Origin of the sequence: Serratia sp. CY27727 (assembly GCF_052169275.1) — a bacterium.
GTDB lineage: Bacteria > Pseudomonadota > Gammaproteobacteria > Enterobacterales > Enterobacteriaceae > Serratia > Serratia sarumanii.
In genome coordinates, this window is sequence record NZ_JBJNLB010000003.1 from 155536 (window position 1) to 171288 (window position 15753).

Here is a 15753-nt window from a genome sequence, read left to right on the forward strand (position 1 = left end):
TCAGGTCCTCTCCGTTTTGCTAAGCCACATTTCGTCCATGCTTCCGCCGCGGATCTGCATCGGGTAAACATGTTCGGTTTCATCGACGGTCACGTCGACGAACACCAGCCGCTCTTTTTCCGCCAGCGCCTGCGCCAGCTTGCTTTCCAGCTCATCCGGCGTGCGGATGGCGATGCCGACATGGCCGTAAGCCTCGGCCAGCTTGACGAAGTCCGGCAGCGAATCCATGTAGGACTGCGAGTGACGGCCGGAATAAATCATGTCCTGCCACTGCTTTACCATGCCCAGATAGCGGTTGTTGAGGTTCACCACCACCACCGGCAAGTTATATTGCAGCGCGGTGGACAGCTCCTGAATATTCATCTGAATGCTGCCGTCGCCGGTCACGCACACCACGGTTTCCTCCGGCAGCGCCAGCTTGACGCCCAGTGCCGCCGGCAGGCCGAAGCCCATGGTGCCGAGGCCGCCGGAGTTGATCCAGCGGCGCGGTTTATCGAACGGATAATAGAGCGCGGCGAACATTTGGTGCTGGCCTACGTCCGAGGTGACATACGCATCGCCTTTGGTCAGGCGGTGCAAGGTTTCGATCACCGCCTGCGGTTTGATGGTGCCGCTGTGCTTGTCGTAACCCAGGCAGTCGCGGGCACGCCACTGCTCGATAGACTGCCACCAGTCGCGCAGCGCGTCGTGATCCTGCGCTTTCTCGTCCTGTGCCAACAGCTCCAGCATCTGCACCAACACCTGTTTGGCATCGCCGACGATCGGAATATCGGCGTCCACCGTTTTGGAGATCGAGGTCGGATCGATATCGATATGCAGCACGGTGGCGTCCGGGCAGTATTTGGCCAGATTGTTGGTGGTGCGATCGTCGAAACGCACGCCGACGGCGAAGATCACGTCGGCGTGATGCATGGTTTTGTTGGCTTCATAGGTGCCGTGCATGCCGAGCATGCCGACGCTCTGCCGGTGGGTGCCGGGGAAAGCGCCCAACCCCATCAGGCTGCTGGTCACCGGCAGGTTCAGCTGTTCCGCCAACGCCAACAGTTCGGCTTCGCAACCGGCGTTGATCGCGCCGCCGCCGACGTACATCACCGGCTTTTTGGCCGCCAGAATGGTTTGCAGCGCGCGTTTTATCTGCCCGCGGTGCCCCTGCACCGTCGGGTTGTAAGAACGCATGCTCACGTCCTGCGGGTAGGCATAAGGCATCCGCACCGCCGGGCCGACGATATCTTTCGGCAGATCGATCACCACCGGGCCGGGCCGGCCGCTGGAAGCCAGGAAGAACGCCTTCTTCAACACCGCCGGGATGTCTTCGGTGCGTTTTACCAGGAAGCTGTGCTTCACCACCGGGCGCGAAATCCCCACCATATCGCACTCCTGGAAGGCGTCGTAGCCGATCAGCGAGCTGGGCACCTGCCCCGACAGCACCACCATCGGGATCGAGTCCATATAGGCGGTGGCGATACCGGTAATGGCGTTGGTGGCGCCGGGGCCGGAGGTCACCAGCACCACGCCCACTTCACCGGTGGCGCGCGCGTAGCCGTCGGCCATGTGCACCGCCCCCTGCTCGTGGCGCACCAGAATATGATCGATCCCTCCAACCGTATGCAGGGCGTCGTAGATATCGAGCACCGCCCCGCCGGGGTAGCCGAATACATGCTTAACGCCCTGATCGATCAACGATCGGACGACCATCTCGGCTCCTGACAACATCTCCATGGGTTTGCCTCCAGGCTTGCTTATTCTTCTCTGGCGTCGGAACGTGGCGCCTGCTGCGGGGCAATGCCCCAAAGCTTTTATGGGTTGTCGCTATCGAATTAACATAACGTCAGAATTTGGGGCAGGCAAACGACAAAATGGCTTAGCGGAGGCATGGTTATTGCCAAGCGGCTGGATATCACGGCTTTATAAAAACAATGCGCTAGCCGCAGGGTTGTCAGGCTAGGCATTGTTTCGAACAGAGGGAAAATTACAGAACTAAATCAGGTGAAGGATATGCCGCTTTTTTCGCCGGGCACATGGCCCGGCGGCGGCGTCATGCCTGTTCCTGGTACATCGAGTCAATTTCGCGCTGATAGCGCTGCAGGATCACTTTGCGGCGCAGCTTCAGCGTTGGCGTGAGCTCTCCCAACTCCATCGAAAAGGCTGCCGGCAGCAGGGTGAACTTCTTCACCTGTTCGAAGCGCGCCAGCTCCTTTTGCATCTCGCGCAGGCGCTTTTCGAACATCTCGAGGATTTCGCCGTTGCGCAGCAGTTCCAGGCGATCCTGGTATTTCAGGTTGACTGACTTCGCATACTCTTCCAGCGACTCAAAGCACGGCACGATCAGCGCAGAAACGAATTTACGCGCATCGGCGATGATCGCCACCTGCTCGATAAAGCGATCCTGCGCCAGCGTGCCTTCCAGCATCTGCGGCGCGATGTATTTGCCGCCGGAGGTTTTCATCAAATCCTTCAGCCGTTCGGTGATGAACAGGTTGCCCTCTTCATCGATCGCACCGGCGTCGCCGGTTTTCAGCCAGCCGTCCTCGGTAAAGGTCGCGGCGGTTTCCAACGGTTTGTTGAAATAGCCGCGCATCACGATCGGCCCGCGCACCTGGATTTCATTTTCCTCGCCAATGCGCACCTCGACCTCCGGCAGCGGTTTGCCGATAGAGCCGAAGCGGAAATGCCCCTCTTCCCAGCAGGAGACGGTGGCGCAGGTTTCGGTCATGCCGTAACCGTACTTGATGTTGACGCCCATCGCCTGGAAAAACAGGATCACATTGTCGTCCAGCTTGGCGCCCGCCGCCGGCAAAAAGCGCACCCGGCCGCCGAGGATACCGCGCAGCTTGCTCAACACCAGCTTGTCGGCCCAGCGGTGGGTGAAGTCGAACACTTTGCCCAACGGTTTGCCGGCCCGCTCCTGCAGGAATTTGCGCTCGCCGCAGACGATCGCCCAGTGGAACAACGCACGGCGCAGCCAAGGGGCGCGCGCCACTTTTTCATGCACCGCACTGAAAATCTTCTCGTAGAAACGCGGCACCGCACACATCAGCGTCGGGCGGACCTGCCCCATCGCTTCCCGCACCCAGTCGGTATTCGGCAGGAAGACGTTCTGCGCGCCGGAATGCATCACAAAGAAGCTCCAGGCCCGCTCGAACACATGCGACAGCGGCAGGAAGCTGAGCGACACATCCTCTTCGCCGACCGTCAGCCTTTCATCATGCAGGTAGAGCTGCGCCGCCAGGTTGCGGTAGTCCAGCATCACCCCTTTCGGCTCGCCGGTAGTACCCGAGGTATAAATCAGGGTGAAGAGATCCTGCAGGTCGCACTCTTCAATACGCTGCCGACGTTGAGCGGCAAAAGCCGCCGGATCGGCAGCGCGCTCGAAGGCGCTCAGATGCTGTGCGATCTCGCAGCCGCGCAGATCGGCCCCCTCGTCGAAGACGATAATGTGCCGCAGCTGTGGGCAGACGCCGCGCAGCGCTATGGCGGCGTCAAGCTGCGCCTGCTCACCGACGAACAGTATGCGGATGTCGGCGTCGTTGGTGACAAACGCCGCCTGCGCCGGCGTATTGGTGGAATAGAGCGGTACGCTGACGCCACGCAGGTGCAGGATCGCGAGATCGGTCAACGACCAGGCCATCGTGTTATTGGCGAAAATACCGATGCGTTCTTGCACTTCGACGCCCAGCCCCAGCAGCCCGGCGGCGATGCGATCAATGCGGGCGGCGGCCGCTCCCCAGGTCAGTTGCAACTCGCCGTTGGGCGACCATTGGCGAAAAGCTGTGCGATCGGCTCGGTGGGTGATTTGATGCTGTATACGATGGATCAGATGGTATTGCAGCAGATTAGTGATCATAGTGCTCTAAGCCTGAAATGAATCATACAGTTAAGCCTGAACGACGCCTTGCGGCCCTCATCTCAGCTTACACGTGTTTACTTTTTTCTGCGCAGTCTACCTACTCTCAGGCAGGGGGAAAAGCGATTTCAGCATAGAAGTGTGAGCCAAAACTCAGGCCGGCTTTCGCGCTTTCATCAGTTGGACAGAACGGGAAGGAAAAGGTTTGCCGGCGGCAATAAAACGCGGCCCATCCGGGCCGCCGCATCGAGTTAGTTTAAAATACTAGCCGGAAAGTAAAAATCAGAATATTAATTTATATTAATTATTTTTGCTGAACGAACAAACCCACTATGAAAATAAGTTATTTTATCGCCGTAAAACCAAGAAACATCTTAATAAAAACACAGATAGTTCTTAGTTTTTATCATGAGAAAAAAACGCTCAGTTGAATATTATCTTTATATGGCTCCCATTTTTTATCGATTTACTTTGGGTTACCCGCCTCAATCAGGACGGATTTCATCCACTGGTGCCCTTTATCCCGCTCGGAGGATTCATGCCAGGAAAGATAGCAGGTTGCTTTATTGTGATTGGCGCACAAAGGAACCGCCTTTATTTTCAACGCCTCCGTCTGTTGTCTCACCAGCCAGGCAGGTGCAATCGCCACCATCTCCGTTTGCGACACCATATTCAACACGCTGTAGAGATCCGTGCACTGCTGCGTCACGGCGCGCAGCATCGGTTCCTCTAAATAAAAAGGCTTACTGAACGATCCAAAACTTTCCAGGGATACCGCCGCGTGTTGTTCGGCCAGCATTTGCTCCGGCGTCGCCTCCTCGCCCATTCTCGGGTGCGCCTGCGCGGCCGCCAGCACTAATTCGTCGTCGAACATCGCCAAACTGCGAAACTCTGCCGATTCGAAACGGCTGTAGCCGATGACAAACTCGACGTCCTGATAACGCAATTGATGTTCGATATTATTGTTGATGTATGACTTTATTTGCAGATTAAGCTGCGGCGCGATCTGTTTGACGTGATTGATTATCCCGGCGCCCAGGCGCAAGTCGAGCGGACTGCACAGCGACAAGGAAAACGCTCGCGTGCTGGTCAGCGGCTCGAACTCGGCGCCCGGCAATTCATTCTGCACCAGCTGCAACGCTTGCCGCACCGGGCCAAACAGCTGCCTGGCCCGCATGGTGGGCTGGATCCCGCGCCCGCAGCGCACGAACAGTTCGTCGTTGAACATCACCTTCAGGCGCGCTACCGCGTTGCTCACCGCCGGCTGCGACATCCCTAGCGAATTAGCGGCTCGCGTAATATTTTGCATTTGCATCACGGCGTCAAACACCGTCAGCAAATTAAGATCGACGCTGCGCAAATGAATGTCCGCCGGCTCTTTGACCATAGTGATTTCTGAATCATATTCAGCCATATTTCACTCCACTAAATCCTGTGTAGATAATCTAATCCTTATGCTCGACAAACAATGAAACGCCGCATTGTCATATCTTTGCACGACAAATCCTGCCATTACCGTCATCAACCGATAAAAAACCTCGTGTTATCGACACGATATAAGTCGTATATGGAATACATGTCAGTAGTTTCTCCCGTCAGCGGGAAGAATGCCACCTAGGTAGTACTAATAATTAGGTATCAACAATGATTAATACAACTAAACAACATAGCTGCACTGTATGAGACAAACTATAAAAACACATCATAAGCAATCAAACCATCTAAAAACACCGCTCACTTTGTGTAAAATTACATTATTTTGTTATATTATGACTAAAATAATCAATTAATCATATGAATTCAATTTAAATCATTTGTATAAAAAATGTTATTTTGTTGCCCCCCGTGATTAATCCCTCTTATTTTTTCATCGCAAATCTTAACGCAACGAAATCCAGAAGCAATTAGCGCAGTATATATTCGATTCGTTTATGCTAAGCAGCGCGCAAACTGGCCCCATTTTTTCTCTAAGGCGTCGCTTTTTTGCCGAATGATCCTCTGTTTGGCCAATGGGCTGGTGCATTGTCCCCGCATTCAATCAGGTGTTGACATCGCCAGGCCAATCACGTATCAAATTAGGCAGACACCCAATTTAAGAGAAGCTGAACCCTTATGATCCGTACTCATCGTCTACTAGGCCTACTACTCAACGCATCTTGTTTGCGCGGTATGCCTGTGGACGAAGTTCGGAGCTGACTCAGCCGATCACCCATAAGAAACCCGCGCTACTGCGCGGGTTTTTTTTTGCCCGCTTAGCGTGAAATCAACACGATAAGGAATGCACCGATGAGCCAACAAGTCATTATTTTCGATACCACGCTGCGTGATGGCGAACAGGCGTTGCAGGCCAGCCTGAGCGTAAAAGAGAAGATTCAGATTGCGCTGGCGCTGGAAAGAATGGGCGTCGACGTGATGGAGGTCGGTTTCCCGGTCTCTTCGCCGGGCGACTTCGAGTCGGTGCAAACCATCGCGCGCCAGATCAAGAACAGCCGCGTCTGCGGCCTGGCCCGCTGTGTGGACAAAGACATCGACGTGGCCGCCGAAGCGTTGCGCGTCGCCGAAGCGTTCCGCATCCACGTATTCCTGGCCACCTCAACCCTGCACATCGAATCGAAACTGAAACGCTCGTTCGACGAAGTGTTGGAGATGGCGGTGCGCTCGGTCAAACGCGCCCGCAACTACACCGACGACGTAGAGTTCTCCTGTGAAGACGCCGGCCGCACGCCGATCGACAATCTGTGCCGCGTGGTCGAAGCCGCCATCAACGCCGGCGCCACCACCATCAATATTCCAGACACCGTCGGTTACACCACGCCGAACCAGTTCGGCGGCATCATCACCACCTTGTATGACCGCGTGCCGAACATCGACAAAGCCATCATTTCCGTGCACTGCCACGACGATTTGGGCATGGCGGTCGGCAACTCCATCGCCGCGGTTCAGGCCGGCGCCCGTCAGGTGGAAGGCACCCTGAACGGCATCGGTGAGCGCGCCGGCAACTGTTCGCTGGAAGAGGTGATCATGGCGATTAAGGTGCGCCAGGACATCATGAACGTGCACACCAACATCAATCATCAGGAAATCTTCCGCACCAGCCAGATCGTCAGCCAGCTGTGCAACATGCCGATCCCGGCCAACAAGGCGATCGTCGGCTCCAACGCCTTCGCCCACTCCTCCGGCATTCACCAGGACGGTGTGCTGAAGAACCGCGAAAACTACGAAATCATGACCCCGCAGTCGATCGGCCTGAAGGACGTGCAGTTGAACCTGACCTCCCGCTCCGGCCGGGCGGCGGTGAAACACCGCATGGAAGAGATGGGCTACCAGGAGCAGGACTATAACCTGGATACCCTGTACGCCGCCTTCCTGAAGCTGGCCGACAAGAAGGGCCAGGTGTTCGACTATGACCTGGAGGCGCTGGCCTTCATCAACAAACAGCAGGAAGAGCCGGAGCACTTCAGCCTGGGCTACTTCAGCGTGCAGTCCGGCAGCAGCATCATGGCCACCGCCTCGGTGAAACTGATCTGCGGCGGCGAAGAGAAAGCCGAGGCCGCCACCGGCAACGGCCCGGTCGATGCAGTTTATCAGGCAATCAATCGCATCACCGACTACCCGATCGAGCTGGTGAAGTACCAGTTGACCGCCAAGGGCCATGGCCGCGACGCGCTGGGCCAGGTGGATATCGTGGTCTCTTACAACGGCCGCCGTTTCCACGGCGTGGGTCTGGCGACCGACATCGTCGAATCTTCCGCCAAGGCGATGGTGCACGTGTTGAACAATATTTGGCGCTCACAGCAGGTAGAAAAAGAAAAGCAGCGCCTGCAGCAAAACAAACATCAAAATAATCAGGAAACGGTGTGAACATGACGAAGACTTATCACATTGCCGTCTTGCCCGGAGACGGCATCGGCCCGGAAGTAATGGCTCAGGCGCGCAAAGTGTTGGACGCGGTGCGTCAACGCTTTGACATTCGCATCACCACTGCCGAATACGACGTCGGCGGCATCGCCATCGATCGCCACGGCAGCCCGCTGCCGCCGGCGACCGTCGCCGGCTGCGAGCAGGCCGACGCCATCCTGTTCGGATCGGTAGGCGGCCCGAAATGGGAACACCTGCCGCCGGCCGAGCAGCCGGAACGCGGCGCGCTGTTGCCGCTGCGCAAGCACTTCAAACTGTTCAGCAACCTGCGCCCGGCGCGCCTGTATCAAGGGCTGGAGGCATTCTGCCCGCTGCGCGCCGACATCGCCGACCGCGGCTTCGACATTCTGTGCGTGCGCGAACTGACCGGCGGCATCTACTTCGGCCAGCCGAAGGGCCGCGAAGGCCAGGGCATGCAGGAGCGCGCTTTCGATACCGAGGTGTATCACCGTTTCGAGATTGAACGCATCGCGCGCATCGCCTTCGAATCCGCTCGCAAGCGCCGCCACAAGGTGACGTCGATCGACAAGGCCAACGTGCTGCAAAGCTCCATCCTGTGGCGTGAAGTGGTCAATCAGGTCGCCAAGGATTACCCGGACGTGTCGCTGTCGCACATGTATATCGACAACGCCACCATGCAGCTGATCAAGGATCCGTCCCAGTTCGACGTGCTGCTGTGCTCCAACCTGTTCGGCGACATCCTGTCCGACGAGTGCGCGATGATCACCGGCTCGATGGGCATGTTGCCGTCCGCCAGCCTGAACGAGCAAGGCTTCGGCCTGTACGAACCGGCGGGCGGTTCCGCGCCGGATATTGCCGGCAAAGGCATCGCCAACCCGATTGCGCAGATCCTGTCCGCCACCCTGCTGCTGCGTTACAGCCTGGGCGCCGATGAAGCGGCCGACGCCGTGGAGCGCGCCATCAACCAGGCGTTGGAACAGGGCTACCGCACCGCCGATCTGGCCGGTGACGGCAAAGCCGTCAGCACCGATGAAATGGGCGACATCATCGCTCGCTTTGTAGCTCAGGGGGCATAACATGGCCAAGACCTTATACCAGAAGCTGTACGACGCCCACGTGGTGCACGAAGCGCCGAACGAAACGCCGTTGCTGTATATCGACCGTCACCTGGTGCACGAAGTCACTTCGCCGCAGGCGTTCGACGGCCTGCGCGCCATGGGCCGCAAGGTGCGCCAGCCCGGCAAAACCTTCGCCACCATGGATCACAACGTGTCGACCCAGACCAAAGACATCAACGCCAGCGGCGAGATGGCGCGCATCCAGATGCAGGAGCTGATCAAGAACTGCGCGGAATTCGGCGTTTCGCTGTATGACCTGAACCACCCGTTCCAGGGCATCGTGCACGTGATCGGGCCTGAGCAAGGCATGACGCTGCCGGGCATGACCATCGTTTGCGGCGACTCGCACACCGCCACCCACGGCGCTTTCGGCTCGCTGGCGTTCGGCATCGGCACCTCCGAAGTGGAACACGTGCTGGCGACCCAGACCCTGAAGCAGGGCCGCGCCAAGACCATGAAGATTGAAGTCACCGGCGACGCCGCCGAGGGTATTACCGCCAAAGACATCGTGCTGGCGGTGATCGGCAAAACCGGCAGCGCCGGCGGCACCGGCCACGTGGTGGAGTTCTGCGGCAAGGCGATCGAAGCATTGAGCATGGAAGGCCGCATGACCCTGTGCAACATGGCGATCGAAATGGGCGCCAAGGCCGGGTTGGTCGCGCCGGACGACACCACCTTCGCCTACCTGAAGGGGCGTCAGTTCGCGCCAACCGGCGAAAACTGGGAGCAGGCGGTCGCCTATTGGCGCACGCTGAAGTCCGATGCCGACGCCCAATTCGATACCGTGGTGACGCTGCGCGCCGAAGAGATCGCGCCGCAGGTCACCTGGGGCACCAACCCCGGCCAGGTGATCGCCGTCAATCAGGCGATCCCGGCGCCGGAATCGTTCAGCGATCCGGTCGAGCGCGCCTCCGCGGAAAAAGCCTTGGCCTACATGGACTTGAAACCGGGCATCAAATTGACCGACGTGCCGATCGACAAAGTGTTCATCGGCTCCTGCACCAACTCGCGCATCGAAGATCTGCGCGCGGCGGCGGCGATCGCCAAGGGGCGCAAGGTCGCCAGCGGCGTGCAGGCCATCGTGGTGCCGGGCTCCGGCCCGGTGAAGGCCCAGGCGGAAGCCGAAGGGTTGGACAAAATCTTTATCGAAGCCGGTTTCGAATGGCGTTTGCCGGGCTGCTCGATGTGTCTGGCGATGAACAACGACCGCCTGAATCCGGGCGAGCGCTGCGCATCCACCAGCAACCGTAACTTCGAAGGGCGTCAGGGGCGCGGTGGGCGCACCCACCTGGTCAGCCCGGCGATGGCCGCCGCGGCCGCCGTTGCCGGTCACTTCGCCGACATCCGTGATATTCACTAAGGGGCTAACGTGGCTAAATTTACTCAACATACCGGCTTAGTGGTGCCTTTGGATGCGGCCAACGTCGACACCGACGCCATTATTCCCAAGCAGTTTTTACAGAAGGTCACCCGCACCGGCTTCGGCCAGCACCTGTTCAACGACTGGCGCTTCCTCGACGACGCCGGCCAGCAGCCGAACCCGGAATTCGTGCTGAACAAACCGCGCTATAAAGGCGCCAGCATCCTGTTGGCGCGCGAGAACTTCGGCTGCGGCTCCTCGCGCGAACACGCGCCCTGGGCGCTGACCGATTACGGATTCAAAGTGGTGATCGCGCCGAGCTTCGCCGATATCTTTTACGGCAACTCGTTCAACAACCAGCTGTTGCCGGTGACGCTGAGCGAACAGCAGGTGGATGAGCTGTTCAAGCTGGTGGACGCCAACGAGGGAACGGAGTTCGTGGTGGATCTGGAGAACCAGACGGTCAACGCCGGCGGCAAAAGCTATCCGTTCGAAATCGACAGCTTCCGCCGCCACTGCATGATCAACGGGCTGGACAGCATCGGCCTGACGCTGCAGCACGAAGCGGACATCTCCCGCTACGAAGCACAGCAGCCGGCGTTTTTGAATTAATCCCCTTCACCCGCCGCCCGGCGGGTGAGTTTTTTTCCTCACCAGTAGCCCAGCAGCTTCCACCATGCTCCGCCGATCACTATCCAGATCAGCAAGTTAACCACGCTCATCACCCATCCCGCTTTCCACCATTCCCCCAGCGTCACGTAGCCGGAGCCGAAGACGATCGGCGCGGTGCCGGTGCCGTAATGCGTCAGCGACATCATCAGCGAGGAAGAGAACGCCAGGATCAGGCCCAGCAGCGCCGGTGGCGCGCCGAGCGCAATGCCTGCGGCGAAGAAGGCGGCGAACATCGCCGTCACGTGCGCGGTGGTGCTGGCGAAGAAATAGTGCGAATACAAATAGATGAGGGTCAGCAAGATCGTGCCGCCCACCCAGCTCATGCCCATATGGTCGATGCCGTTGCCCACGGTTTGCGACAGCCAGCCGATCAGCCCCAGCTTGCCGAGGAAGCTGGCCATCATCACCAGCGCCGAGAACCACACCACGGTGTCCCACGCGCCTTTATGCTTGAGCACATCCTCCCAGCTCAGCACCCCGGTGGCCAGCAGCACCGCCAGGCCGATCAGCGCCGCGGTGGTGGGATTGACCGCCAGCGCCGGGCCGAAGATCATCGCCGGAATGCCGGCCCACAGCACCAGCAACAGCGCGAACACCCCGAGGGTGATTTTCTCCGGCAGCGTTACCGGCCCCAGCGCCTGCAGTTTTTCGCGCGCGAAGCGCGGCGCGTCCGGGGTACTTTTCACCTCCGGCGGATACAGCAGATAGATGACCAGCGGCATCACGATCAGCGAGCACAGTCCCGGCACCAGAGCGGCGACTGCCCACATCGACCAGGACAGCTCGAAGCTGCCGTGTGTGCCTTTGGCGATCAGGCTGACAATCAGCGGGTTAGGCGCGGTAGCGGTGATAAACATCGCCGAGGTGACCGGGTTGATGTTGTAGTTCACCAGCGACAGGTAGCGGCCGATTTTTCCGGAGGTATTGAGCTCGGGTTTGGAGCCGAAGCTGTCGGCGATCGACTTCATGATCGGGTGAATGATGCCGCCGCCGCGCGCGGTGTTGCTCGGCGTCACCGGCGCCAGCGTGGTTTCCGCCAGCGTCAGCGCATAGGCGATGCCCAGCGTTTTTTTGCCGAACAGCGAAATAAAGTAATAGCCGATGCGCGCGCCCAGCCCGGTTTTATTCAGGCTGAGGGAGATCATGATCGAAAAGCCGATCAGCCAGATCAGCTGGTTGGAAAAGCCGCTGAGCGCGTCGTCCAGCGCGGCGCCCGGCTTGCCGGGATTGGTGACGCCGGTCACCGCCACCAGGGCGATGGCGATCACCGAGACTGCGCCGATCGGCATCGCCTTGCCGATGATGGCGATGATGGTGCCGATAAACAGCGCCAGCAGCTGCCAGGCATTAGGCGCGACGCCCTCCGGCACGGGAATGAGGAACCAGATAATCAGCGTGGCGGCAAGGGCGCACAGGGAAGGAAGCGGTTTGAGCGGTGTGAGTTTATCCATAACGTTCCCACTGTTCTAAACGACAAGGCGGCATCTCAATAGCGAGATGGGCGTGGGCGCAACGATCGCGCGCCATATGTCTTCAGCTTGGGCGTCCGGTTCAGCCTTCTCAATGACTTGCATCAAGAATGCCGTCGTTTGACCTCACACTTCACGCACTTTGGCGCTCATCCCGAGCGCCGCCAGCGCCAACAGCGCCGCCATCCAATACACCGAGCCATGACCGAAATTCTCCACCAACGCGCCCTGCAGCACCCCGGCCAGGATCACCCCGGTAGAGATGCTGTTGGTGAACAGCGTGGTGGCGGCGCCCGGCCGGCCCGGCATCAAATCCTGAAAATAGAGCATGCCGATACCGGCGACGATGCCGATAAACACCGCGTTGAGCAACTGCAGCGCGATCAGGGCCGGCTTGCTCTCCAGCACCGTCAGCCCGAGATAAAACAGCACGCCCGCCGCCACCGCCAGCAGCATCATGTTGCGTTTGCCGAAGCGTTGGACGTAATAACCGGCCAACAGCATCGCCGGGATCTCCAACCCGGCGGCGGTGCCCATCAGCACCCCGGCCAGCCCCTCCGGCAGGCCGAGATCGGCGGTGATATACAGCGGCATATCGATGATGTACAAGGTATTGCAGGTCCACATCAGCATCGAGGCGATGAACAGCAGCCGCACATCGCGATTGCGCCAGGCGCTGGCGGGCGCAATCGGCGCGGAAGCGCCTTCCCGCAACCCTTCGCCATCCGCCGCGCGCGGCACCGAAGGCAGCATGAATCCTACCAGCAGCACGCAGACCGCGAAGGTGGCGGCGGCGATCAGGAACATCACGGTGAACCCGTAGCTGAGCGCCAGCGCAAACGACAGCGGCGGGCCAATCACCCACGCCAGCGATAGCTGGGCGCGCATCACCGAGCTGAACATCACCACTTCACGCGCCTCGCTGTCGGCGTATTCCCGCGCCAGCGCGAAAATCTGCGGCATGGCGGTGTTGGCAACGGCGGACATCAGCACCCCGGCGGTGATCAGCGTCAGGTAGTCGCGGTTAAAGGCAAACAGCAGACAGTTGCCGACCGCCATCAGGCAGCACAGCAGGATCAGCCTGCGCCGATCGCCGCGGGTATCGGAGCGTTTGGCCAGCAGAAAACTGACGACGATGCCGGCCACCGCGTTGGCGGTGTAAAACAGCCCGACCCACAGCGGCCGCACCTTGACCTCGGTGGTCAGAAACAGGCTGAGCGTCGGCGTCAGCAACGCGCCGGCGATGCCAGAAAGAAAAGCAATCAGCAGGAATGCGGCAAAGATGGGATTGATGCGCTGTGACAACCGGCTCAGGCGTTGCATATCGTCTTCCCTGACCTCAAAGCAGAAAAAAGAACCTTAGGCCACGGCGAGAAAAATGCAAGCGCATTGCCATGACCACGCATAAAAAAACCAGTGGGTCGCCCCACTGGCTGGTGAAACAGCACCATTACTCAGAAATTGGTTGCCGGAGCCCCTACAGGTGCTCGCGATACTGCTTATCGGTCATCTCTTTGATGTCCCATTGCGTCAGGTGCGCCAGCATCGCCAGCCGCGCCTGCTCGGGCACCACGCTCAGCCAGTCTGCGCGCTGACGGCGCACCGCGCTGAAATAGCGCTGGTAGAACTGTCTGGATAAGAAAGCTTTCATCATTACGCCCTCCCCCTTTCATTGATGAAAATTATCGGCGTAATATAGGGAAAGAAAAATTGACGAGTTGAGGCAGGAGCGTTCCTCTTTTATGTCCACGTCCCGATTGCAGCAGCAGTTCATCCGCCTGTGGCAGCGCTGCCACGGTGAAACCACCGACACCACGCTGCAGGATCTGGCGGAGGTGCTGAGCTGCTCGCGGCGCCACGTACGCTCCCTGCTGAGCGCCATGCAGCGAGAGGGCTGGCTCACCTGGCAGGCGGAGTCGGGGCGCGGCAAACGTTCGCGGCTAACCTTCCACTACACCGGCCTGGCGCTGCAGCAACAGCGGGCCGAGGAGCTGTTGGAACAGGACCGCATCGATCAGTTGGTGCAGTTGGTGGGCGACAAAAACGTGGTGCGCCAGATGCTGCTGTCGCAGCTGGGGCGCAGCTTCCGTCAGGGGAAACATATCCTGCGGGTGCTCTACTACCGGCAGTTGTACAACCTGCTGCCCGGCTCGGCGCTGCGGCGTTCGGAGACCCATTTGGCGCGCCAGATCTTCAACGGCCTGACGCGCATAAATGAGGAAAACGGGGAACTCGAGTCCGATCTGTCCCACCATTGGCAGGCGCTGACGCCGCTGCACTGGCGGTTTTACCTGCGCCCGGCGATCCATTTTCATCACGGCCGCGAGCTGGAGATGGCGGACGTCATCACTTCCCTCTCGCGTCTGACCTCGCAACCGCTGTTCTCGCATATCGAGAGCGTCACCTCGCCGACGCCGTTCGTGATCGACGTGCAGCTGCGCAGCCCCGACCACTGGCTGCCCTGGCTGCTGGGCAGCGTGCAGGCCATGATCCTGCCGCGCGAATGGCGCGAACTGCCTGATTTCGCCCGCCATCCGGTCGGCACCGGCCCCTACCGCATGGTGCGCAACCATCCCAGCCAGATGAAGATCCACGCCTTCGACGACTATTTCGGCTACCGGGCGCTGATCGACGAGGTGAACATCTGGGTGCTGCCGGAGTTTTCCGAAGAGCTGGTGCACTCCGGCGTACAGCTGCAGGGCGATGAAACCGGCAACAGCGAGCTGGAAAGCCGACTGGAAGAGGGCTGCTATTTCCTGCTGTTCGATCAGCGCTCCCCGCTGGCCGCCGATCCCGCCATTCGCAGTTGGCTGTGCGAATTGATCAACCCCATTTCGCTGCTGAGCCACGCCGGGCCGCTCTACCAGCGCTATTGGTCGCCGGCGTACGGCCTGCTGCCGCGCTGGCACCACAACCGCACGCTGGCGCAGCAGCCCAAGCCCGCGGGCCTGACCGAACTGACGATGACCCACTTCAATGAGCATTCGGAGTTTCACGCCATTCGCCAGGCGATCGAACCGCTGCTGGCGCAGCACGGCATCCGCCTGATTGTGCAAAGCGTGGATTACGCCACCTGGCACCAGGGCGACGCGCGCAGCGATCTGTGGCTCGGCAGCGCCAACTTCTATCTGCCGCTGGAGTTTTCGCTGTTCGCCACGCTGTACGAACTGCCGCTGGTGCAGCACTGCATGAACGAAGATCTGGCGCAGGACGCGGCGCTGTGGCGCGCCAACCGCTTGCCGCTGGCGGAGTTCTGCCAGCGTCTGGTCAGCAACCACCAGCTGCATCCGCTGTTCCATCACTGGCTGCAGTTGCACGGCCAGCGCAGCATGCGCGGCGTGCGGATGAACACCCTCGGCTGGTTCGACTTCAAGTCCGCCTGGTTTGCCCCGCCGGAGGCATAAGCGCCTT

General features: G+C 59.5%; 11 protein-coding genes. 5 read left to right on the top strand and 6 right to left on the bottom strand.

Features of this window, described 5'->3' with window-relative positions; genetic code table 11:
- The 3 genes from ilvI to leuO all read right to left on the bottom strand — a co-directional run bounded on the left by ilvI (window position 1) and on the right by leuO (window position 5258).
- Entirely contained in the window at window positions 1–1719 is a 1719-nt protein-coding gene (gene ilvI / locus ACJ8HB_RS10345) for an acetolactate synthase 3 large subunit (RefSeq protein ID WP_033652909.1), read from the bottom strand.
- Window positions 1720–2035: 316 nt separating this feature from the next.
- On the bottom strand, window positions 2036–3844 hold the full coding sequence (locus ACJ8HB_RS10350; protein WP_033652908.1) for an AMP-dependent synthetase/ligase: 1809 nt from the start codon (window positions 3842–3844) through the stop codon (window positions 2036–2038).
- 466 nt (window positions 3845–4310) lie between these two features.
- Complete coding sequence (gene leuO / locus ACJ8HB_RS10355; protein ID WP_033649194.1) at window positions 4311–5258, bottom strand: transcriptional regulator LeuO; 948 nt, start codon at window positions 5256–5258, stop codon at window positions 4311–4313.
- A gap of 872 nt (window positions 5259–6130) precedes the next feature.
- Between leuO and leuA the strand changes: the two genes are divergently transcribed.
- The 4 genes from leuA to leuD are packed head-to-tail and all read left to right on the top strand — an operon-like array spanning window position 6131 to window position 10813.
- Window positions 6131–7705: a 2-isopropylmalate synthase gene (gene leuA / locus ACJ8HB_RS10360; protein ID WP_004932820.1), complete on the top strand. Its 1575-nt coding sequence runs from the start codon at window positions 6131–6133 to the stop codon at window positions 7703–7705.
- A 2-nt stretch (window positions 7706–7707) separates the two neighbouring features.
- The gene (leuB, locus tag ACJ8HB_RS10365; RefSeq protein ID WP_047569341.1) at window positions 7708–8799 is read left to right on the top strand and encodes a 3-isopropylmalate dehydrogenase; all 1092 of its coding nucleotides are present in this window, start codon (window positions 7708–7710) and stop codon (window positions 8797–8799) included.
- A gap of 1 nt (window position 8800) precedes the next feature.
- Complete coding sequence (gene leuC, locus ACJ8HB_RS10370) at window positions 8801–10201, top strand: 3-isopropylmalate dehydratase large subunit (protein ID WP_033637093.1); 1401 nt, start codon at window positions 8801–8803, stop codon at window positions 10199–10201.
- Window positions 10202–10210: 9 nt separating this feature from the next.
- A complete protein-coding gene (gene leuD, locus ACJ8HB_RS10375) occupies window positions 10211–10813 on the top strand; it encodes a 3-isopropylmalate dehydratase small subunit (RefSeq protein ID WP_025159634.1) in 603 nt (200 codons plus the stop codon).
- A 38-nt stretch (window positions 10814–10851) separates the two neighbouring features.
- Here leuD and ACJ8HB_RS10380 read toward each other — a convergent pair whose 3' ends face one another.
- From ACJ8HB_RS10380 to sgrT, 3 genes are all read right to left on the bottom strand, one after another.
- Window positions 10852–12324: a DASS family sodium-coupled anion symporter gene (locus tag ACJ8HB_RS10380; RefSeq protein ID WP_033649188.1), complete on the bottom strand. Its 1473-nt coding sequence runs from the start codon at window positions 12322–12324 to the stop codon at window positions 10852–10854.
- A 144-nt stretch (window positions 12325–12468) separates the two neighbouring features.
- The gene (locus ACJ8HB_RS10385) at window positions 12469–13665 is read right to left on the bottom strand and encodes a sugar efflux transporter (RefSeq protein WP_033652907.1); all 1197 of its coding nucleotides are present in this window, start codon (window positions 13663–13665) and stop codon (window positions 12469–12471) included.
- A 154-nt stretch (window positions 13666–13819) separates the two neighbouring features.
- On the bottom strand, window positions 13820–13996 hold the full coding sequence (gene sgrT / locus ACJ8HB_RS10390; protein ID WP_170310358.1) for a glucose uptake inhibitor SgrT: 177 nt from the start codon (window positions 13994–13996) through the stop codon (window positions 13820–13822).
- A gap of 88 nt (window positions 13997–14084) precedes the next feature.
- Here sgrT and sgrR point away from each other — a divergent pair, with 88 nt between their 5' ends.
- Complete coding sequence (gene sgrR, locus ACJ8HB_RS10395) at window positions 14085–15746, top strand: HTH-type transcriptional regulator SgrR (RefSeq protein WP_047569343.1); 1662 nt, start codon at window positions 14085–14087, stop codon at window positions 15744–15746.
- Window positions 15747–15753 lie beyond the last annotated feature (7 nt).

What these genes read in the sequence shown, in the direction of transcription:
- sgrT (WP_170310358.1), bottom strand. Translation starts at nt 13,996, where the DNA reads ATGATGAAAGCTTTCTTATCCAGACAGTTCTACCAGCGCTATTTCAGC.
- leuB (WP_047569341.1), top strand. Translation starts at nt 7,708, where the DNA reads ATGACGAAGACTTATCACATTGCCGTCTTGCCCGGAGACGGCATCGGC.
- leuC (WP_033637093.1), top strand. Translation starts at nt 8,801, where the DNA reads ATGGCCAAGACCTTATACCAGAAGCTGTACGACGCCCACGTGGTGCAC.
- ACJ8HB_RS10385 (WP_033652907.1), bottom strand. Translation starts at nt 13,665, where the DNA reads ATGCAACGCCTGAGCCGGTTGTCACAGCGCATCAATCCCATCTTTGCC.
- leuA (WP_004932820.1), top strand. Translation starts at nt 6,131, where the DNA reads ATGAGCCAACAAGTCATTATTTTCGATACCACGCTGCGTGATGGCGAA.
- ACJ8HB_RS10380 (WP_033649188.1), bottom strand. Translation starts at nt 12,324, where the DNA reads ATGGATAAACTCACACCGCTCAAACCGCTTCCTTCCCTGTGCGCCCTT.
- sgrR (WP_047569343.1), top strand. Translation starts at nt 14,085, where the DNA reads ATGTCCACGTCCCGATTGCAGCAGCAGTTCATCCGCCTGTGGCAGCGC.
- leuO (WP_033649194.1), bottom strand. Translation starts at nt 5,258, where the DNA reads ATGGCTGAATATGATTCAGAAATCACTATGGTCAAAGAGCCGGCGGAC.
- ilvI (WP_033652909.1), bottom strand. Translation starts at nt 1,719, where the DNA reads ATGGAGATGTTGTCAGGAGCCGAGATGGTCGTCCGATCGTTGATCGAT.
- ACJ8HB_RS10350 (WP_033652908.1), bottom strand. Translation starts at nt 3,844, where the DNA reads ATGATCACTAATCTGCTGCAATACCATCTGATCCATCGTATACAGCAT.